The organism is Nocardia asteroides, from assembly GCF_900637185.1.
GTDB classification, from domain to species: domain Bacteria; phylum Actinomycetota; class Actinomycetes; order Mycobacteriales; family Mycobacteriaceae; genus Nocardia; species Nocardia asteroides.
In genome coordinates, this window is record NZ_LR134352.1 from 2183551 (window position 1) to 2202464 (window position 18914).

An 18914-nucleotide genomic window follows, 5' to 3' on the forward strand; every position below is an offset into this window, starting at 1 on the left:
GGGCGGTTTGTCCGATTCGCAAGTGTTCCACGGATTCGATAGTGCCGTGTCCGCCGCCGCCGCGCCAGCGGCGCCCGTCACAGGTCCGCCCGCCCCGCGCGGTCCAGCGGAATCTCCAGGTGGACGGTCTGGAACCCGTCGTGCGGGCCGCGGGCGTCGTGCACGATGTGGCCGAAGGTGAGCCAGAATTCGAGCGCGCCCGGGGTGCGCGCGTCGGTGTGCAGGTAGAGCCGGTCGAATGCCGGTGTGGCGCGGACATGGTCGATCGCGGCGGCCACCAGCCGGGTCGCCAGCCCGCGCCGGTGGTGCTCCGGGCGGACGTAGACCCGGAACAGCTGGGCGGTGGTGGGATCGGGGTAGCGGGCCGCCAGTTCGGCGGGATGCGGTGGATGGGCGGGACCCTTGGCGCGGATCGCGGTGGTGGCCACGATGGCGCCCTCGTGCTCGGCCACCCACAGCCGGTTGCCCGGGTGGTCCAGGTAGGTGCTCGCCGGATCGATCACGTCCTGGTGGTGTTCGGGCAGGTAGCCGATGCCGAAGACGCGGTAGAAGGTGTCGAGCATGACGCTGCGGGCGCCGGGCAGATCCGCGGGCTCGGCGGTGCGGATCAGGTAGCCGGTGCCGGTGGCGGTGGTCATCGCAGGGCCGCCAGTTCGCGATCGAGCACTTCCAGTCCCTCGACGGCGACCGGGCCCGGCCCGGTGTAGCCGAAGGGCGCCACGATGATCCGGTTCTCGCGGATCGCGCGCAGCCCGGCCAGTTCCGGGCGCTGACGCAGTGCGGTGCGCACGGCGTCGGGCGTCTGGTCGCCCTGGGTGAGCAGCACGATCACCTCGGGATCGCGGGCGATGAGAGTCTCGGTGTTGGCCTCGAAATTGCGCTTGTCGATGCCGCCGTACACGTTCTCCAGGCCGAGGATCCTCATCTGCGCGTCGACGGTGCTCTTGGCGCCGTAGGCCTTCAGCTGCGCGCCGTCGCGGGAGATGATCAGCGCGGCGGCGGGCACGCGGGCCGCGGCGGCGGGATGACGCTGGGCCACCGCGTCGACGCGCCGTTGCAGGGCGGCGACCTCGGCGTCGGCGGCGGCCGCGGTGCCGAACAGCTTGCCGTAGAGGGAGATGTCGGCGAAGACGTCCTCGAAGGTGCCCGCGGCGTCGCGGCAGTAGCCGCGGGTGACGATGAGCGGGATGTTCACCTGCGCGAGATCGTCGGGCGTCACCGACAGCCCTTCCACGCTCACCACCAGGTCGGGGGAGCGGGCGATGATCTCCTCGCGGGCGAGTTCGGCGGTGGGCGCGGTGATCTCGATGCCGCGCAGCCTGTCGCCGTACTCGCCGGGGAACGCGGCGGCCTCGAAGGCCCGGGTGACGATGCGGTCGGCGGCGCCCGCCGCGGCGATCAGCGGCGCGGCGATGGAGCCGACGGTGACCACGCGCTGCGGCGGTTCGGTGAAGGTCACCTCGCGGCCGCAGCTCGAGATCGTCATCGGGAAGCCCTCGTCGGCGGAGCCACCCGCGGGCGCGGGCGTGCCGCAGCCTGCGACGACGGCACTGGTCAGGAGTGCGAGGACGGGAAGCGCCGCACGGCGCGACGGGAGGACACCAGTGAACACGGTGATCGGTATTCCTTTCGTGGAGCGAAAAATTCAGGAGGCGCGCAGGCGCCGGATGAGCACCAGCAGCAGCGGCGCGCCGACGGCCGCGGTGACGATGCCGATGGGCAGCTCGCGCGGCGCGAACACGGTGCGCGCGGCCACATCGGCGACGACGAGGAACAGCGCCCCGAGCAGTCCGCTGACCACCACCAGCGGTCGATGCGCGCCACCGGCGCACAGCCGCGCGACGTGCGGCACGATCAGCCCGACGAAGCCGATCGCGCCCGCGACGGCCACCACCGCGCCCACCGCCAGCGCGACGATCAGCAAGGCCTGCAGGCGAATCCGGTTCGGCGCGACGCCGAGGGTGCGCGCGGTGTCGTCGCCGGCGGCGAGCGCGTCCAGGCGCGGCGCCAGCAGCAGCACGCCCGCCGTGGTGACGGCGACGACGGCCACCGTGGTTCCCACCGACGACCAGGCCGCGGGCGCGAGCGAGCCGAGCAGCCAGAACAGCACCGTGCGCGCGCCTTCGGGCCGGTCTGAGGCGAAGATCAGGAAACTGGTCGCCGCCGAGAAGATGTAGCCGATGGTGACGCCGCCGAGCAGCAGCCGCAGCGAGGTGAGCTGCCCGTTGATCCGCGCGATGAGGAACAGCAGCGCGGTGGCGGCCAGCGCGCCGGCGAACGCGCTGGCGGCCAGCGCGGTCGCGGTCGTCGCCGCGGTGATCCCGAACAGCAGGTACACCGCGGCCCCGGTCGACGCGCCCGAGGTGACGCCGAGGATGTGCGGGTCGGCGAGCAGATTGCGCACCACCGTCTGCAGGACCGCGCCGGTGATGGCCAGCGCCGCGCCGACGAGCGCCCCGAGCAGCACGCGCGGGACGCGCACGAGCCAGACGATGGAGTCCTGCGCGGAGGTCCAGTCGGCGGTCACCGGGTGTCCGATGGTGTGGTGACCGATGATCCGGGCCACCGTCCCCGGTGGCACCGCGACGGGTCCCAGCCCGGCGGCGATCAGCACGGTGCCGATGAGCGCGACGGTGAGTCCGCCGGTCAGCAGCGCGGTGCGCAGCCGCTGCCCGGCGTGGTCGAGGTCATCGATCGGGTCGATGGTCGGTGTCGCGGTCATCGGTCGGCCGCCTCTCGGTGGACGGGCGGAACAGCGGGCATGGGGGTGTCCTCCGGCGCTGGTCCGAACAGCAGCTGGACGGCGCCGAAGGCGGTGGTCCTGCGGACCGGGATGCGGTAGACCGGCTCGACGATCTCGGGGGTGAGGACCTCGTCGACGGTGCCCGCGGCGGCCACCCGGCCCTGATCGAGCAGGACCAGGCGGTCGCAGTACCGGGCGGCCAGGTTCAGCTCGTGCAGGACCACGAGGGTGGTGGTCGCGGTGAGCCCGCGGACCAGGCCGAGCAGTTCGTGCTGGTAGCGGATGTCGAGGTGGTTGGTCGGTTCGTCGAGGAGCAGGTGGTCGGCCTGCTGGGCCAGTGCCCTGGCGATCAGGACGCGTTGGCGTTCGCCGCCGGACAGTGTCGCGAAGGCCCGATCGGCCAGGTCACGCGCGCCGACATGGTCGAGCGCGGCGGCCGCGGCGATGCGGTCGGCGCGCGAATACCCCTGGAACGCGCCGACCCACGGCGACCTGCCCAGCAGGACGGTCTCGGCCACGGTGACCGGGGTGTCCGGCGGCGCCTCCTGGGCGACGACGGCGATCCGGCTCGCCAGCGCCCGGCCGCGCAACTGCTCCACCGGCGTGGTGTCGACGACGACGGACCCGCCCGCCGGGCGCAGTGCGCGATACATCAGCCGCAGCAGGGTGGACTTGCCCGAGCCGTTCGGGCCGATGAGGCCGACGGTGCTGCCGGGTTCGGCGCGGAAACCGATGTCGTCGAGGGTGATTCGACCGCCGTAGGTGAAACGGATCTGGTCGACGGTGATCATCGCGGACTGCTCTCTGGTCGGACTACGGTCGACAGATACGTGTGGTCGACTGTGGGATGGCGGGTCTCGGCGGAGCGGCCGGGCCGCCACGAGTGGTGCACGGTGACCGAACAGGCGAACCGGGCGCAGATCTCGCGCGCGGCGAGGACCTGTTCGCGCCGGCGCGGGTGGGCGTCGGCCAGCACGATGCCGGTGGTGGTGCCGCTGTGCGCGACCACGACACCGGCCGCGCCGATGGCTCGGGCCGCCGCGATCGTGTCGTCCAGGTGCGGCCGGGCGCGCAGCGCGGTACTAAGCACCGCGCTGCGGGTGGCCACCGCGCCGATGCCCGCCACATCGCCCCGGACGACCGCGCGTCCCAGCGCGTCGAGCAGCCGGTCGTATTCGCGTTTGTCGGCGGCGCTGAAACAGGGTGTGTCCCGGTTGAATTCGACGGTGTCGACGGCGCCGCCCTCGTCGCCGGTGACGATCGTCAGCGCGGGCAGCGTGCCGAACCGGGCCAGCAGCCGGACCTCCCGGTGGAAGTACGCGACGGTGCCCGGGTACATGACCCCGTCCGACGGCTCGATGGCACGCAGGTCGGCTTCCAGTTCGGCGACCGGCAGCGCGCGTTCCTCGGCGTCGGCGACGGCCCGTGCGGTGGCCACGAGATCAGCGGTCGAGCTCGCCAGCCCCTTGCCCTCGGGCAGCTCGCTGTGCACGGTGAGCCGTCCGCCCCGCAATACAGGTGACCGGGCGATCATGGCCTCGGCGAGTCGCCGGGCCTTCGATTTGTGTTCCGGCGCCACGGTTGTCGGCGCGTCGCCCGGTTCGAACACCGCGACCGAGCCGCGCCGGATCGGCAGGGTCACCAGGAAGTGCCGATTTCGCGCGGTGACGCCCTGCAACAACTCCCCGCAACTGCCGTAGGCGCGCCCGACACCGATTCCCGAGGATGTTTCGATCGTCATCGCGGCGACCACCTTCCGCCGCGCCGCTCGGACACGGCCTCGACCACACCGCGCTCGGTGCCGACAGGGCGGGACTCGCTCGCCCGCAGCCCGGACTCGCGGCCCTGGCGCGCGGGCGCTGGTTCGCAGGCCCGTGGCCGCGGTCCGGGCAATACCTCGCGCCGGTGCAGCCACAGCAGCGCGGCGGCCGACAGCAGCCCGGCGGCGGTGCACAGCAAGGCCGGTGGCCAGCTCAGGGAGCCGCCCGTGCGGTCGAGTACGGCGCCGGTGAGCGAGGTGGCCGCGACCGTGAACAGGCCCGAAGCCAGGTAGAAGGCGCCGAAATAGGTGCCGGTCAGGCGATCGCCGGCGAAGCGGCCGATGGCCTCGTTGACGAACGGCTGCACGGCCGTCACGCCGATCGCCAGCAGCACCGCCGCCGCGACCACCGGGGAGACGCGGATCGCCGTGTCCACGAGGCTGTTTCCCGAAACGGTGACCATCCCGGCGGCCGCGGGCGGCAGCAGGAACGCCAGGCCCATGATCGCCATGCCCAGCGCCATCGCGGGACCGCGCCGCGGCCTGCGTGCCAGCACCGTGGTGACCCGCACCTGGAGTCCCACCACCGCGATCGTCTCCACCACGAACAGCGACGCCACCGCACCGGCGCCGTGCCCGGGCCCCGCGCTGTCCTGCGCTTGCAGGGTGAACAGGAAGTAGATCTGGCTCATCAGGGCGAACATCGGCATCAGGGCCAGGGTGAAGGCCCAGAACCGGCGGTCGGTGAACACGGTGGCGAAGTCGGCGGCGACTCCGCCGTCGTGACGCGGCAGCGGCCGGGCGGGCAGCAACAGCCACTGCACCACCGCCAGCACGGCGAAGATGGCCGCCGCCACCAGCGCCGAGATACGGAAGCCCGCCGCGATCAGGATGGTGCCGACCACCGGCCCGATCGCCGAGCCCGCGTTGCCGAACACGTTGAACAGCGCGAACGCCTGCGCCGATCGGTCCCCGCTGTCGCGGGCGATGAACGCGCGCACGGCCGGATTGAACAGTGCCCCGGCGAATCCGGTGAGCACGGCCGCGGCCAGCACCACCGGCAGCGACCCGCCGACGGCGAACAGGGCGAAGCCTAGCGCGCGGATCGCCAGCCCGGTCATGATCACGCCGCGCGCGCCGAGCCGGTCCGCCGCCGAACCACCCACCAGGAACAGGCCCTGCTGACTCAGATTGCGCACGCCGAGTACCACGCCGACCACCGCCGCCGAGAGCGCGAGATCCTCGAGCAGATATTCCGCCAGGAACGGGACGAGCAGATAGAAACCGATATGTCCGACCAGGTGATTCACCAGCAGCAGCCGGACGGCGCCGGGCAGGGCGCGGAAGGTGGCGAGCCCGCTCACGCGCTCACCCCGGCGGGATCGCGCACGACCCGACATCGCGCCCAGCCGCGCGCCTCGACGCCGGGCGACGCGATCGTCACGGGTTCGCGCGCCGGTGCGCCGAACAGGTCGTTGGCCCGGCACCAGTCGTCGTCGTAGATGGTGCGCAGGTAGCGGTGCGGGCCGTCGGGGAACACGGTCAGCACCCGTGCGCCGGGTTCGCGCTCGGCGACCCAGCCGGCGACCAGCGCGGCGGCCCCGGTACTCCAGCCGCCGGCGATGCCGGTCGCGGCCGCGAGCCGACGGCAGGCGGCGACGGCCTCGGTCGCGCCCACCCAGTGCACCTCCTCGAAATCGGCGTAGGCCACATTGCGCGGCAGGATGCTGCTGCCCAGCCCGCGCATCAGCCTGCGCCGGTCGGGCTGGCCGAAGATCCGGGAGCCGACCGCGTCGACCCCGATCACCCGCAGGTCCGGCCAGCGGGTGCGCAACACCCTGGTCAGGCCGGCGCAGTGCCCACCGGAGCCGATGGAGGCGACCAGCACGTCGACCGCGTCGACCTGGTCGAGGATCTCCGCGCCCATCGCGTCGTAGCCGCCCGCGTTGTCGGGGTTGTCGTACTGGTCGGGCCAGTAGGCGCCCGGGAGGGCGGCGAGTCGTTCGGCGAGCCGGTCCAGCCGGGCCCGCTGCCAGCCGCCGGTGGGGTGCGGGGTGTCGACGACATCGATCTCCACGCCGAAAGCGTTGAACAGGGAACGCAATTCGGGCTCCAGCTCGGCGTCGACCACCAGCACCACCGGATGCCCGAGTGCCTTGCCCGCCAGCGCCAGGCCCATTCCGAGCGTGCCGCTGGTGGATTCGACGATGGTGGCGCCCGGCGCCAGATCGCCACGCGCGGCGGCGGCGCGCAGCATGGCGACCGCGGCGCGCGCCTTCATGCCCGCGATGCTCGCCGCTTCGAGTTTGGCGGTGTACCAGCTGTTTCCGGCTCGGATCGGCACGGCGGGGGTGTTCCCGATCAGCCGCAGCAGGGCCGGTTGCGGCGTGCTCATCGCGGCTCCCGGTAGGTCACGATGGTGCTCGGTCCGCCGTCGAGGGAGAAGAACGGATACGGCTCCGCCGAGATCGCGTGCACACCCGCGCCGAGGAACCAGGGCAGCACCGCGCTGCCGGTCTGGGCGAACAGCACCAGCGGCAGCGCGCGCTCCTGGGCGATGGCCCTGAGCTCGTCGAAACTGCCGTTGCTCAGGGTCATTCCGGTGACCAGCAGGGCGTCGTAGCCGGCCGGAGCCGCCGCCACGGACTCGTAGACCGGCTCTCCCCATTCGGTGACGCCACCGGCGAGATCGCAGGGCAGATAGCCGATCTCGCGGGTCCGCAGCTCGGCGAGCAGTGACCCGACCACACCGACAACCAGGACGTTCCGCACTCCCGCGGGCAGCAGGTCGGCCACGGTGGCCGCCCGGCTCCGCGACTTCGCCAGCGAGGACGGCCCGTCGATCACCACCGGCTCACCGGTGACTCCGCCCGCGCACGGATGCGGGCGGGTGTGCATGAGGTAGGCGTCGAGGGCGGCGATCCCGACCTCGGGGCGCGGATGCGCCAGCAGGTCGGCGATCGTCGCCGCGACACAGTCGTCGACGAGTTCGCCGGTGGCCGTGCCGGGTTCGAGTCCGCAGGACCCCACGGCCGCGCCGAGCCGGATGCTCAGGATCTCGTTGCGGTAGCTGGTGGTGCGGCCCGCGTGTCGGGTGCCGTAGGTGGTGCGGAACGCTGTCGCCGCCCGCAGCGTGGCCGGATCGGGACCGAGCCTGCCCGCGCGGGCCCACTCCACGAGTTCGGTGACCGAGCCGGGCTGTGTCGAGACCGTCACGCGGCACCACCGGCGAGTTCGAAGCGCAGATCGGCGATCAGCTTCCGCGCCAGTTCACCCGCGGCGCCGGGTGTCTCGTCGGCGATCATGACGTGGCCGAGGTAGCTGTTGTTGTCGGAGGCGGGCCGGACGCTGCGTCCGGGCGCGGCCAGCGTGTGCTCGACGACTCGCGGATCCTCGGCCCAGTGTTCGGCGCCGGTGATCCCGGTGAGTTCGCCGGTCGCGTCCGGCACCGCGAACGCGATGGCGGCGCTGCCGGTGCCGGTGTGGCGCGGGGTCAGGTCGGGCGAGCCGCCCGCGGCGAGGTCGGCGTACACGGCGGCCAGGTCGATGCCGGTGACGCGGCGCACGAGCTCGCTGATGCGGTTGCCACCGGGGCGCGGATTCACCTCGATCAGGCGCGGACCCGATGCGCCGAGCCGGATCTCGGTGTGCGCCACCGTGGCGTCCAGCCGCAGAGCGGTGACCGCGGCCACGGCCAGATCGACGACCGCGGCGGTGTCGGCGGCCGACAGCGCGGCCGGGAACATGTGGCCCGATTCGATGTAGGCGGGCGCGCCGGTGAGCTGTTTGTCGGTGACGCCGAGCACGGTCGTGCGGCCGTCCACGGTGACGGTCTCCACGCTGAATTCCGGTCCGTCCACGCACTCCTCGAGCAGCACCCGGGGTGAGCGCCGCTGTGCGCGCGCGTTCACCGGGAACCCGGCGATGCGGTCGACGGCGGCGCGCAGTTCGTCCGCGTCGGCGACCCGGCGTACGAACATCCCGCCGCACAGATCGACCGGTTTCACCACCAGCGGAAAGCCGATTTCGGTTGCGGCCGTGACTGTCTCGTCCCAGGTCTCCACGACCGCGAAGGCGGGCTGGGCCACACCCGCGGCACGGCAGACGGCCCGGGTGCGGTCCTTGGCGCACGCGTCGGCCACCGCGTCGCGGCCGGGGCCGGGCAGGCCCAGATCGGCGGCGATCGCGGCGACCGTCGGCAGGTAGTAGTCGCACGAGGTGAGGACGCCGTCGAAGGCGAAGACCTCGTGCAGCCTGCGCACGTACGGCAGCAGGGCCGCCTCGTCGTTGGTCTCGGCGGTGAACACGTTGCCGGCGCCGAGCAGCGGATGCGGCGACGGGCTGCCCGCGCGCAGGTAGTGGCCGAGATCCCTGGTCAGGAAGCTGAATCGGTGTCCGGTGTCCTCGATTGCCTTCGGGAGCAGGGTGCTCATCGAGCCGACCCAGCTCTCCACCATCAGCAGATGTCCCACGTAGCCTCCCAGCCTCGAGCAAGGTGCTAATGATAACCATTATCGTTATTGTTGCGATAGTCGAGCGCTCGTTCGACGTGGACAAGATGAGGAAAACCGCATGTTGATGAGGAAAATCGTTGTGCCCGCCGTGCTTTCGCTGGCCGCCCTGACGGTCACCGCGGGCACGGTCCAGGCGCAGGAACCGGAGCGGCCGATCGGATTCACCGCGCACGCCACCGACACCGCCTCGATCATCGAGATCGACGCCGGTTCGCTGGTGGTGGCCGACGGGGCGCTGCAGGTGCGCGACGGCGCGGGCACCGTGGTGGCCGCCACCCCGCTGACCTTCGCCGTGGACGACTTCCGGTTCCCCATCGCGGCCGAGATCTCCGGCCGCACCGCCACCCTCACCCCGCAGCTGAGCATGGACAAGGCCGTCTACCAGCCGGTCGCGCTGCCGTTCGAGGACAAGGCGCCGTGGAAGTCCGAATACGACCGTGAGCAGGCCGCCTGGTCGCGGATGACCAGCACCATCTCCCTCGGCGCCGCGGTCGGCACCCTGGTCGGCGGCCTGGGTGGCGCCGCGGTGGGCTGCGTGCTCGGCGGCATCGTCGGCGCCACGGTGGCCTCGGCCACGATCATCGGCCTGTTCGGCCCGTTCCTGCCCGCCGCCGCGGTGGGCTGCGTCGGCGGCATCCTCGCCGTCGGCGCCCTCGGCACGGTCGCCGGCCAGATCCTGGTCACCGCCCCCGTCGCCATCGGCGCCGCCATCCAGTACGTCACCACCATCAACCAGCCCTTCACCCCACCGGCGAAGTGACCTGACCGGGTGACATGAGTCGGCCCGCGCCGGGTGCGGCATTGCCCGCGCGCCCGGCGCGGGCCGACTCTGTGGGTTCTCGGAGGAAATTGGTTACCGCCGCAAATGGGTGTCGGATCGCATTACGCTGCGGCTATGAGCACCACGGTCCATGGATTCACCGACGATGCACTCGGGACGCTCGACGCGGTCGGGGTCGCCGCGGCCCTGCGGGCGGGGGAGGTGAGCCGGGCCGAGGTGATCGCGGCGGCGGTCGCGCGGACGCGGGTGGTGGATCCGAGTCTGGACGCGGTGCAGGTGGCGTGTTTCGAGCGGGCGGCCGCGGCGCCGGAGGGGGCGGGGGTGTTCGCCGGGGTACCCGCGTTCGTCAAGGACAACACCGATATCGCCGGCCTGCCCAGCTGTCACGGGTCGGCGGCGTTCACGCCGCGCCCGGCCACGGCCACCGGTGGGCCCGGCGCGCAGTTCCTGCATTCGGGGGTGGTGGTGCTCGGGAAGTCGACACTGCCCGAGTTCGGGCTCACCGCCAGCACCGAGTTCACCGACCGGGCGCCGACGCGCAATCCGTGGAACACCGAGTACTCGGCGGGTGCGTCCTCGGGTGGATCGGCGGCGCTGGTGGCGGCGGGCGTGGTGCCGATCGCGCACGCCAACGACGGTGGCGGGTCGATCCGGATTCCGGCCGCGGCCAACGGCCTGGTCGGGCTGAAACCCACCCGCAACCGGCTGCTCGACCAGCCCGGCGCCCGGCAACTGCCGGTGCACCTGGTCACCGAGGGCGTGCTCACCCGCTCGGTCCGCGACACCGCGCACTACCTGGCCGCCGTCGAGCGATTCCACCCGAATCCGAAACTGGCGCCGATCGGCCTCATCGAGGGTCCGAGCGCCAAGCGGCTGCGGATCGGCCTGATCACCGCCGACGTCCTGGGCCGCCCGGTGCACGCCGACAATGCCGCCGTGCTGGCCTCGGCCACCGCGATCCTCGGTGGGCTCGGCCACGAGATCGTGGAGACCAGCCTGGCGGTGGACCCGCGGTTCATCGAGGACTTCAAGCGGTACTGGGCGGTGATGGCCGCGGCCATGACGCTGTCGTTCCGGATCGGTCACCGTGACCACTTCGACGTCGCCAAGCTCGACCCGTTCACCACCGGGCTGATCGGCCTGGCCAAGCGCAATCCGCTCGCCGCCGCGGCCGCGGCCTGGCGGCTGCGCTCGGGCACCGCCACCTACGACCGGCATTTCGCCGAGGTCGACGTGCTGCTCACGCCGGTGCTCTCGCATCCGGCGCCGCGGATCGGCGAGCTGGCACCGGGCCAGCCCTTCGGCGACCTGTTCGCGAAACTGGTCGACTACGTGGGATTCACGCCGCTCAACAATGTGGGCGGCGGGCCCGCGGTGTCGCTGCCGCACGGGCTGCTGCCGCACGGTATGCCCGGCTCGGTCCAGCTCGCGGGCCGCCGGGGCGACGAGCGGACGCTGCTCGACCTGGCCTACCAGCTGGAGGCGGCGAGCCCGTTCCCGCGCATCGTCGACCGCACGGCGGCCGAGGGCGCGGCCTGATCAGCTCTGGCGCACCGCGACATTGATCGGTCGCAACCGGCCCGGGCTCACGGTGCCCGCCTCGAAAGCCCAGTGCTCGCCGCGCCAGCCGGGGTAGTCGGCATGCCAGCGGGCGATCAGGCGCGGGTCCTCGAGCGAGGCGACGACGCCGGCCGATCCGGTGTACTGCAGCCGCTCGTACTTGTGGCGGGTGACGGTGTCGACCGCGGCGACGGTGGCGAGGGAAGACATGGGTGATCCTTCCGGGATCGAGGAGAGGGGTGATCGACCTGACGAGGCGCTCCCGGACCGATGGCCCGGATGCCGCGGTGGCGCGTCACCGCTCGACGCCGAGTATGCCGCGCGCGACGACACTACGCGCAGTGTTTTGAAAATCCTGTTCTTCTGATTAACGGTTACCCGTCATCGGCCGGTCGCGATCACCACGACGGGCGCACCCGGCCCGGCGTGACCACCCGGGCGATGGCATTCCTGAGCTGCGCCAAGCTTGCCGGGCCGAGGGTGTCGGCCCAGCGGGCGGTGAAGTCGGCGGCGGCCGCGTCGGCGGCTCTGGTGCAGGCCCAGCCGCGCTCGGTGAGGGTGATCAGCCGGGCGCGCGCGTCGCGCGGGTGGGGATTGCGCGCGGCGTAGCCCTTGGTCACCAGCTCGTCGACGAGCTGACTGGCCGCCTGCTTGGTGACGCCGAGGTGCTCGGCGATCTCGCCCACGGTCGCGCCGTCGGGCGCCATCCGGACGAAGGCGAAACCGTGCGCGGGCCGGATGTCGGTGAAGCCCGCCGCCGTCACGCCCGCCTGGATCGCGGTGCTCACCTCGGCGGCCGCCGCCAGCAGGAGCAGGGGCAGATCGCCTGCCGGTGGGGGTTTCTCGGGCACGTCGGTCATTCTGGCACTTGACATGATGGTCAATCTACTTGACTATATGGACAAGCAGCTTGACTATTTGGGAGGCATACATGCCGGTCGTCCGTTCCGCCGACGCGCAGGTCCACGAAATCCACAACGCCCGCTTCACCTCGCTCGTCCGTCCCGGCACCGGCAGTGCCGAACTCTGCGTCTGGCAGACCGAGATCGCGCCCGACTCGGAGGGCGTGCCGCACCGGATCCTGGGCGAGGAGGCCTTCGTCCTGCTCTCCGGCGCGGTGACGATCACGATCGACGGTGAATCCGTGCCGATGCGGGCCGGCGACGCCGCGGTCGCACCCGCCGGTTCGATGCTCGGCATCTCCAACGCCGCGGCCGAGCCCGCGGTGTTCCTGGTGACCGTGCGAGCCGGGTTCTCGGCGCAGCTGCCCGACGGGTCCACTTTCGTTCCGCCCTGGGCATCCTGAACCGTCACGGTGCCTGTTCTTGGCATTGAACTTGAAAGTTCGGTCGCCCGAACAATATAATTCTGGAATGAAGGTCGGGTTCCACCGTTCGCCGGGTTCGCCGCGGCGCCGGGTTCTTGCGTCGGGTGTGCTGAGTGTCGTGGCGGTCGCGCTCACCGCGTGCGGCGGGGTCGCCGCCGAGGACGACGGGAAGAAGGTGGTGCTCACCACCTTCACCGTGCTCGCCGATATGGCGCGCAATGTCGCGGGGGAGCACCTGCGGGTCGAGTCGATCACCAAGGTCGGCGCCGAGATCCACGGCTACGAGCCCACGCCCGGCGACATCAAGAAGGCCGCCAAGGCCGACCTGATCCTGGACAACGGGCTCAACCTGGAGGCCTGGTTCGCCCAGTTCGTCGCCGACCTCGACGTGCCGCACGCCGTGGTCAGCGAGGGTGTCGCCCCGATGGACATCGGCGAGGACGCCTACCGCGGCAAGCCCAACCCGCACGCCTGGATGTCGCCGGTGAACGCGCAGATCTATGTGGACAACATGGTCCGCGCGTTCGCCGACCTCGACCCCGAGCACGCCGAGGCGTACCGGGCCAACGGCGCCGCCTACAAGACGCAACTCGCCGCCGTGCAGGCCGACCTGGTCGCCGCGGTGAACACGCTGCCCGCCGACCAGCGGGCCCTGGTGACCTGTGAGGGCGCTTTCTCCTACCTGGCCCGCGACACCGGGCTCACCGAGAAGTACATCTGGCCGGTCAACGCCGAACAGCAGGCCACGCCGCAGCAGATCGGCTCCGCCATCGACTTCGTGCGCCAGCGTAGAGTGCCCGCGGTGTTCTGCGAGTCCACCGTCTCCGACGCGCCCATGCAGCGCGTCGTCGAGGCCACCGGTTCCCGCTTCGGCGGTGTCCTCTACGTCGACTCGCTGTCGGAGGCCGACGGCCCGGTGCCCACGTACCTGCAACTCATCCGCCACGACGCGAACACCATCGCGACCGCGCTGGCCGGGGCACCGAGATGACCGCGCCCGTCGTCGAGATCCAGGACGTCACCGTCCGCTACGGCGACGTGCTCGCCCTCGACAATGTCGAGCTCACCCTGAAATCCGGCCGGGTCTGCGGGCTCATCGGCATGAACGGGTCCGGGAAATCCACGCTGTTCAAGTCGATCATGGGACTGGTCACCCCCGACCGGGGCCGGGTGCTGATCAACGGGGGTGTGCCCGCCGCGGCGCGCAAGGCGGGCAGCCTCGGCTACGTGCCGCAGTCCGAGGATGTGGACTGGAGTTTTCCGGTCTCCGTGCGCGACGTGGTGATGACCGGGCGCTACGGGAAGATGGGCTTCACCCGGCGGGCGAGCAAGGCCGACCGGGCCGCGGTCGCCGAGGCGCTGGCCCGCGTCGAGCTCACCGACCTCGCCGACCGGCAGATCGGTCAGCTCTCCGGTGGGCAGAAGAAGCGGGCGTTCGTGGCCCGCGGCATCGCCCAGGAGGCCACCATCCTGCTGCTCGACGAACCGTTCGCCGGTGTCGACAAACGCTCGGAGGCCACCATCACCGCGCTGCTGCGCGAGCTCGCCGCGACCGGCGCCACCATCCTGGTGTCCACCCACGACCTGCACGCGCTGCCCCAGCTGGCCGACGAGGCCGTGCTGCTCAATCGCAAGGTGCTCGAGCACGGTGACCCCGATGTGGTGCTGCGGCCCGAGAACCTGGCCAAGGCCTTCGGCCTCGACGTGGACGAGTGAGGGACAACCGATGAGCCTCGAGGAATTCTTCGTCGACCCGCTGCGCTACGAGTTCATGGTCCGCGCGCTCGCGACCACCGTCACCGCCGCGGTGGTGTGCGCGGTGCTGTCGTGCTGGTTGGTGCTGATCGGCTGGTCGCTGATGGGCGACGCGGTCTCGCACGCCGTGCTGCCCGGCGTGGTGCTGGCCTACATCGTGGGCTGGCCGTTCGCGGTGGGCGCGGTGATCTTCGGTTTCCTCGCGGTCGCGCTGATCGGGGTGGTCCGCGACACCAGCCGGGTGAAGGAGGACGCCGCGATCGGCATCGTGTTCACGACGCTGTTCGCGTTCGGTCTGGTGCTGGTCTCGGTGACGCCGAGCCAGACCGACCTCAACCACATCGTGTTCGGCAATCTGCTCGGTGTGAGCCGCGGCGAGATGATCCAGATCATGATCCTGGCCGCGATCGTGCTGACGGCGCTGCTGCTCAAGCGACGCGACTTCACGCTGTACGCCTTCGACGCCACGCACGCCCACGCGATCGGGCTCAATCCGCGCGTCCTGGGCACGGCGCTGCTGGCGCTGCTCGCCCTCACCTCGGTGGTGGCGTTGCAGGCCGTCGGCGTGGTGCTGGTGGTCGCCATGCTGATCATTCCCGGCGCGACGGCGTATCTGCTGACCGATCGGTTCGGCCGGATGCTGGTCATCGCGCCCACGGTGTCGGTGGTGTGCGCGGTGACCGGGCTCTACCTCAGCTACCACCTCGACACCGCCGCGGGCGGCATGGTGGTGGTGACCCAGGGGGTGGCCTTCACGCTGGTCTATCTGTTCGCGCCCCGGCACGGGATCATCGGCCGCAGGCTGAGCGCGGCCAGGGCGCGCACGGGATCGAAAGTCGCCGTCGGAAGCTGATTTCGGCGAATCCGCCGCGGGGAATCGATCCGCGTCGCACGATGGACGCCTAGAACGTGTTCCAGTAGCGCAGGGCTTTCGGCCGCTGTGACACGCGGGAAAGGTCGTCGCTCGATGTTCGGTCTCGGAATCCTGGATGCCGCAGCCTTGTCGCTGGATACGCCCGACGGGCGGCCGCGCGAGGTCAGGCGGGTCCAGCAGCTGGCGGTGTGGCAGGCCGTGTACAGCACCGGCGTCGCGCTCGCGACCGTCCCGGCCAGGGAACTGTTGCCCGCCGACGCCCTGCCGCTGCGCTGCGCGGGATTCGCCTATCTCACCGCGGCGGCCACCATCGCGCTCGCGGTGTTCACCACCGTGTTCGCCGCGCGCACCCGCTACGCCCACGCCGGGGGCTGGTACGGGTCGGCCCTGGTCGCCGGGATCGCGCTGTTCGGCGTGCTCACCCTGCCCGCGGTGGTGGTGTCGGTCGCGATGATCACGCTGCTCGACCGGTCCGCGTCCAAGGCCTGGTACACGGTCGCGGGCCCGGCCGAACCCGTCGCGTTCTGCGGCCGGGCGGCGCTGCCCGCCTGGGCCGCGCCGCTCGCGCGTCCGATCGGCAACGGCTGGAAGGCGCTGCTGGCCGAGCGGTGACCCGCGGGTGTCGGGGCCTGCTGGCAAGATGACCGCCATGGTGGTCAGTGGGGAGGATGTCCGGGCCGTCGTCGCGGCGCTGCCCGAGACGGTGGAGCAATTCGCCTGGGGCATGCCGATTTTCAAGGTCGCGGGCAAGCTGTTCCTGACGTTGCCCGAGGACGAGACCTCGATGGCGGTGCGCTGCCCGGTGCTCGACCGCGACGAACTGGTCCTCGCCGAACCGGACAAGTTCTGGATCGCCGCGCACGAGGCGGGCAATCCGTGGGTCCGGGTCCGGCTGGCCGCCCTGGACGATCGCGAGGAACTGGAGGCGATCGTCACCGACTCCTGGCGGCTGGCCGCGCCCCGGGCCCTGCTCGAGGACGGCTAGCGCTCAGCCGACCGGCGTGATGGTGGCCTCGATGGTCTGGATGGCGTCGCCGGGGATGACGAAGGTCTCGACGATCTCCACCGTGGTCAGCCGCACGCCGGCGACGCCGGAGTCGAGCAGATAGCGGGTGGTCACCGTGTCGCCGGATTCGGACATGGTGAGGTCGCGGATGCCCTGGATCACCCGGTACTGCGGGCCGTGCTCGAGGTCCGCGGTGAGCTGCGGGCCGGAATGGCCGGTCTTGATGCCGACCTCGACGCGGGTGGCGTCGGGGGTGAACGGCACCGCGCTCGCGTCGTGGGAGACCAGCGCGTCGATGTAGGCGCGGGCGATCGCCTGGCGCGGGCTGTCGGCCGGATCCGGTGCTGCCGCAGCGGTTGTGGTGCCGAGCGCGAGGAAGGCGGCGGCCAGTGCTGAAACGTGGGTGATTCGCATGCAGAGATGCTGGCGGTCCGCGCGGGCGAGTGCAATGGCCGCCGCGCGATACCGCCCGGTAGTGTCGGAGCTCCTATGGCACTCAGCGCAACCCTGCACCATTTCGCCGTCCAGCTCGCCGACGTCGACCGTGGCGTCTACGAGGACCTCGAGCTGCGGGTCGCCCGCCATCCGTCGGAGACGCCCGAGTACATGCTCACCCGCATCCTCGCCTACTGCCTGCAGTACGAGGAGGGCATCGTCTTCAGCGAGGGCGGCATCTCGGCCACCGACGAACCGGCCGTGCAGATCCGCGATCTCACCGGGCAGGTCACCGCCTGGATCGAGGTCGGCGCGCCCGATGCCGAGCGCGTCCACCGGGGCAGCAAGCTGGCCGGTCGCGCCGCCGTGTACACCCATCGCGACCCGGCCAAGGTACTGGCGTCCTACGCGGGCAAGAAGATCCACCGCGCCGAGGACATCCCGCTCTACGCCGTCGACCGCGCCCTCATCGACGCCGCGGTGCCGCTGATCGACCGCCGCAACACCCTGAGCCTGTCGGTCACCGAGGGGGAGCTGTACCTGGATCTCAACGGAACCAGTCTGCGCGGGGAGATCACCGAGCACCGGCTCGGCTGATCGCCGTCGCCGCGGCGGCCGGGTCCGTATCCTCGGCAGTCGATCGAGCAGGAGGTTGCCGGTGCCCAGTGTGCTGAGCCGGATCGTCGTCCCCGCGTTCCTGCGGGTCACCAGGGCGAACCGCAACTATGTGAGCGCCGAGGCCGCGCGCGAGCACGTGCGCCGTCGCGGCGCCGACCCGGTGGCCTACGCGCCGCCGAAGCGGCTGCGCGGCGTGACGGTCTCGCACGTCGAGGATCGCGGCTGGCCGGTCTACACGCTGGCCCCGGCGGCGGGGGAGTCGCGTGGCGGGCTGGTGTACGCGCACGGTGGTGGGTGGGTCGGCGAGATCGCCCCGCAGCATTGGCATCTGGCCGCGCGGCTGGCGAGTCAGCTGCGGCTCACCGTCACCGTCCCGATCTACCCGCTGATTCCGCGCGGCACCGCGGCCCAGGTGATTCCGCGGTTCGCCGAACTCGTCACCGAGAGCGCCGAGCGTCACGGCCCCACCTTCCTGGCCGGTGACTCCGCGGGCGGCCAGATCGCCCTGTCGACCGCGCTGCACCTGCGCGACTCCGGGGCGGCGCCGATTCCGCGCACCGTGCTGATCTCACCCGCGCTCGATCTCACCCTGGAGAATCCGGAGATCACCGCGGTGCTGCCCCGCGATCCGTGGCTCGGCCGGGACGGCGGACTGGTCTTCGGCGAGCTGTGGAGCGGCGACCTGCCGATGAAGAACCCCATGGTCAGCCCCCTGTTCGGCGACTTCACCGGGCTCGGCCCGCTCACCGTGTTCAGCGGCACCGAGGACATCCTCAACCCGGACACCCGGCTGCTGGTGGCCAAGGCGCGCGCGGCGGGCGTGGAGGTCGACTACCACGAGGGCGACGGCCTGGTGCACGTTTACCCCCTGACCCCCACCCCCGAGGGCGCCGCCGCGCGCCGCGTCATCGTCGAGTCCCTGCGCGCCCACCTGTAGCGCTCAGCGCTGGGACAGGTGCAGATTCAGCAGGATGGTCAGCTGGGTGACCGCCTGGTCGAAGGGGTGCGGTGACTTCAGGGCCCGGCTGTGCACGATGGTGCCCTCGATGGTGGTGAGCAGGAAACCGGCCAGCGAGACGGCGGTGGCGCGCTCGATGCCGGTGGCGACGATGCCGTCGGCCAGCCGCGCGGTCCACTCGGCGAAGGCCTGGCCCGCGATGGACTGGACCGCCGGATCGAGTTCGTCCAGTGCGGCGGCCATCATGAACGAGCCCGCGCTGTAGTCGGACTGTTCCAGCGGCGCCCGCCAGAAGGCGAGCAGATCGGTGAGCCACTGCTGCACCGACGGCGCGGTCTGCAGGGCGTCGGCCATGGTGCTCACGTGCGAGTACACCAGGCGCGCCACGATCCGGCCCGCCGTCTGCACCAGTTCGCCTTTGCCGGAAGGGAAGTGCTGATACAGCGAGTTGCGCGAGGTGTTGCTGCGCCTGAGCAGTTCGCTGAGCGCCGCCGCGTGCACGCCGTGCTGCTGGACGGTGCTGATGGTGTGTTCGATCAGTCGGGCGCGTGGTCCGGCTGCCATCCGATCTCCTCCCAACCCTT

At 71.6% G+C, this 18914-nt stretch carries 23 protein-coding genes; 10 read left to right on the forward strand and 13 right to left on the reverse strand.

The genetic code is table 11. From position 1 onward, the window contains the following. Positions 1-77: 77 nt before the first annotated feature. The 9 genes from EL493_RS10135 to EL493_RS10175 are packed head-to-tail and all read right to left on the reverse strand — an operon-like array spanning position 78 to position 8974. Entirely contained in the window at positions 78-638 is a 561-nt protein-coding gene (locus EL493_RS10135) for a GNAT family N-acetyltransferase (RefSeq protein ID WP_019045495.1), read from the reverse strand. Then, positions 635-1612: an ABC transporter substrate-binding protein gene (locus EL493_RS10140; RefSeq protein WP_019045496.1), complete on the reverse strand. Its 978-nt coding sequence runs from the start codon at positions 1610-1612 to the stop codon at positions 635-637. The genes EL493_RS10135 and EL493_RS10140 overlap by 4 nt, the downstream gene beginning before the upstream one ends. A 33-nt stretch (positions 1613-1645) precedes the next feature. Next, positions 1646-2722 carry a FecCD family ABC transporter permease gene (locus tag EL493_RS10145; protein WP_019045497.1) on the reverse strand — a complete coding sequence of 359 codons (1077 nt, stop codon included), beginning with the start codon at positions 2720-2722 and terminating at the stop codon, positions 1646-1648. Next, positions 2719-3534, reverse strand: a complete 816-nt coding sequence (locus tag EL493_RS10150) for an ABC transporter ATP-binding protein (RefSeq protein WP_019045498.1) — start codon at positions 3532-3534, stop codon at positions 2719-2721. The genes EL493_RS10145 and EL493_RS10150 overlap by 4 nt, the downstream gene beginning before the upstream one ends. Next, a complete protein-coding gene (locus EL493_RS10155) occupies positions 3531-4484 on the reverse strand; it encodes a GHMP family kinase ATP-binding protein (RefSeq protein ID WP_022567099.1) in 954 nt (317 codons plus the stop codon). Before EL493_RS10155 ends, EL493_RS10150 begins: the two co-directional genes overlap by 4 nt. Next, a complete protein-coding gene (locus EL493_RS10160; RefSeq protein ID WP_019045500.1) occupies positions 4481-5866 on the reverse strand; it encodes an MFS transporter in 1386 nt (461 codons plus the stop codon). Before EL493_RS10160 ends, EL493_RS10155 begins: the two co-directional genes overlap by 4 nt. Next, on the reverse strand, positions 5863-6897 hold the full coding sequence (locus EL493_RS10165; RefSeq protein ID WP_019045501.1) for a PLP-dependent cysteine synthase family protein: 1035 nt from the start codon (positions 6895-6897) through the stop codon (positions 5863-5865). The genes EL493_RS10160 and EL493_RS10165 overlap by 4 nt, the downstream gene beginning before the upstream one ends. Then, positions 6894-7718, reverse strand: coding sequence for a hypothetical protein (locus tag EL493_RS10170; protein ID WP_019045502.1), 825 nt, complete (start codon positions 7716-7718; stop codon positions 6894-6896). Before EL493_RS10170 ends, EL493_RS10165 begins: the two co-directional genes overlap by 4 nt. Beyond that, positions 7715-8974, reverse strand: a complete 1260-nt coding sequence (locus tag EL493_RS10175) for an ATP-grasp domain-containing protein (protein WP_019045503.1) — start codon at positions 8972-8974, stop codon at positions 7715-7717. The genes EL493_RS10170 and EL493_RS10175 overlap by 4 nt, the downstream gene beginning before the upstream one ends. Before the next feature lie 100 nt (positions 8975-9074). Here EL493_RS10175 and EL493_RS10180 point away from each other — a divergent pair, with 100 nt between their 5' ends. Both EL493_RS10180 and EL493_RS10185 read left to right on the forward strand, forming a co-directional pair. Then, complete coding sequence (locus EL493_RS10180; protein WP_030202459.1) at positions 9075-9776, forward strand: hypothetical protein; 702 nt, start codon at positions 9075-9077, stop codon at positions 9774-9776. Positions 9777-9911: 135 nt separating this feature from the next. Further along, entirely contained in the window at positions 9912-11336 is a 1425-nt protein-coding gene (locus EL493_RS10185) for an amidase (RefSeq protein ID WP_019045505.1), read from the forward strand. Here EL493_RS10185 and EL493_RS10190 read toward each other — a convergent pair whose 3' ends face one another. Continuing rightward, complete coding sequence (locus EL493_RS10190) at positions 11337-11567, reverse strand: hypothetical protein (protein ID WP_019045506.1); 231 nt, start codon at positions 11565-11567, stop codon at positions 11337-11339. Between the two features lie 188 nt (positions 11568-11755). Beyond that, positions 11756-12232, reverse strand: coding sequence for a MarR family winged helix-turn-helix transcriptional regulator (locus EL493_RS10195; protein ID WP_232017281.1), 477 nt, complete (start codon positions 12230-12232; stop codon positions 11756-11758). 56 nt (positions 12233-12288) lie between these two features. Here EL493_RS10195 and EL493_RS10200 point away from each other — a divergent pair, with 56 nt between their 5' ends. The 6 genes from EL493_RS10200 to EL493_RS10225 all read left to right on the forward strand — a co-directional run bounded on the left by EL493_RS10200 (position 12289) and on the right by EL493_RS10225 (position 16298). After that, positions 12289-12663 (forward strand): cupin domain-containing protein, encoded by a 375-nt coding sequence (locus EL493_RS10200; RefSeq protein WP_019045508.1) that lies wholly within the window; start codon positions 12289-12291, stop codon positions 12661-12663. Positions 12664-12730: 67 nt separating this feature from the next. Next, positions 12731-13675, forward strand: a complete 945-nt coding sequence (locus tag EL493_RS10205) for a metal ABC transporter substrate-binding protein (RefSeq protein WP_019045509.1) — start codon at positions 12731-12733, stop codon at positions 13673-13675. Continuing rightward, positions 13672-14400: a metal ABC transporter ATP-binding protein gene (locus EL493_RS10210; RefSeq protein WP_019045510.1), complete on the forward strand. Its 729-nt coding sequence runs from the start codon at positions 13672-13674 to the stop codon at positions 14398-14400. Before EL493_RS10205 ends, EL493_RS10210 begins: the two co-directional genes overlap by 4 nt. A 10-nt stretch (positions 14401-14410) precedes the next feature. After that, complete coding sequence (locus EL493_RS10215) at positions 14411-15292, forward strand: metal ABC transporter permease (protein ID WP_019045511.1); 882 nt, start codon at positions 14411-14413, stop codon at positions 15290-15292. A 114-nt stretch (positions 15293-15406) separates the two neighbouring features. Continuing rightward, positions 15407-15925 carry a hypothetical protein gene (locus EL493_RS10220; RefSeq protein WP_019045512.1) on the forward strand — a complete coding sequence of 173 codons (519 nt, stop codon included), beginning with the start codon at positions 15407-15409 and terminating at the stop codon, positions 15923-15925. 37 nt (positions 15926-15962) lie between these two features. Next, positions 15963-16298 carry an MmcQ/YjbR family DNA-binding protein gene (locus EL493_RS10225; protein WP_022567101.1) on the forward strand — a complete coding sequence of 112 codons (336 nt, stop codon included), beginning with the start codon at positions 15963-15965 and terminating at the stop codon, positions 16296-16298. Positions 16299-16301: 3 nt separating this feature from the next. On the opposite strand, the gene EL493_RS10230 is transcribed toward EL493_RS10225, so the two are convergent. Continuing rightward, complete coding sequence (locus EL493_RS10230; RefSeq protein WP_019045514.1) at positions 16302-16733, reverse strand: hypothetical protein; 432 nt, start codon at positions 16731-16733, stop codon at positions 16302-16304. Between the two features lie 75 nt (positions 16734-16808). Between EL493_RS10230 and EL493_RS10235 the strand changes: the two genes are divergently transcribed. Both EL493_RS10235 and EL493_RS10240 read left to right on the forward strand, forming a co-directional pair. Beyond that, complete coding sequence (locus EL493_RS10235; protein WP_019045515.1) at positions 16809-17351, forward strand: YaeQ family protein; 543 nt, start codon at positions 16809-16811, stop codon at positions 17349-17351. A gap of 61 nt (positions 17352-17412) precedes the next feature. Further along, positions 17413-18309 carry an alpha/beta hydrolase fold domain-containing protein gene (locus tag EL493_RS10240; RefSeq protein ID WP_019045516.1) on the forward strand — a complete coding sequence of 299 codons (897 nt, stop codon included), beginning with the start codon at positions 17413-17415 and terminating at the stop codon, positions 18307-18309. Between the two features lie 3 nt (positions 18310-18312). Here EL493_RS10240 and EL493_RS10245 read toward each other — a convergent pair whose 3' ends face one another. Next, positions 18313-18894 (reverse strand): TetR/AcrR family transcriptional regulator, encoded by a 582-nt coding sequence (locus tag EL493_RS10245; protein ID WP_019045517.1) that lies wholly within the window; start codon positions 18892-18894, stop codon positions 18313-18315. Between the last annotated feature and the right edge of the window lie 20 nt (positions 18895-18914).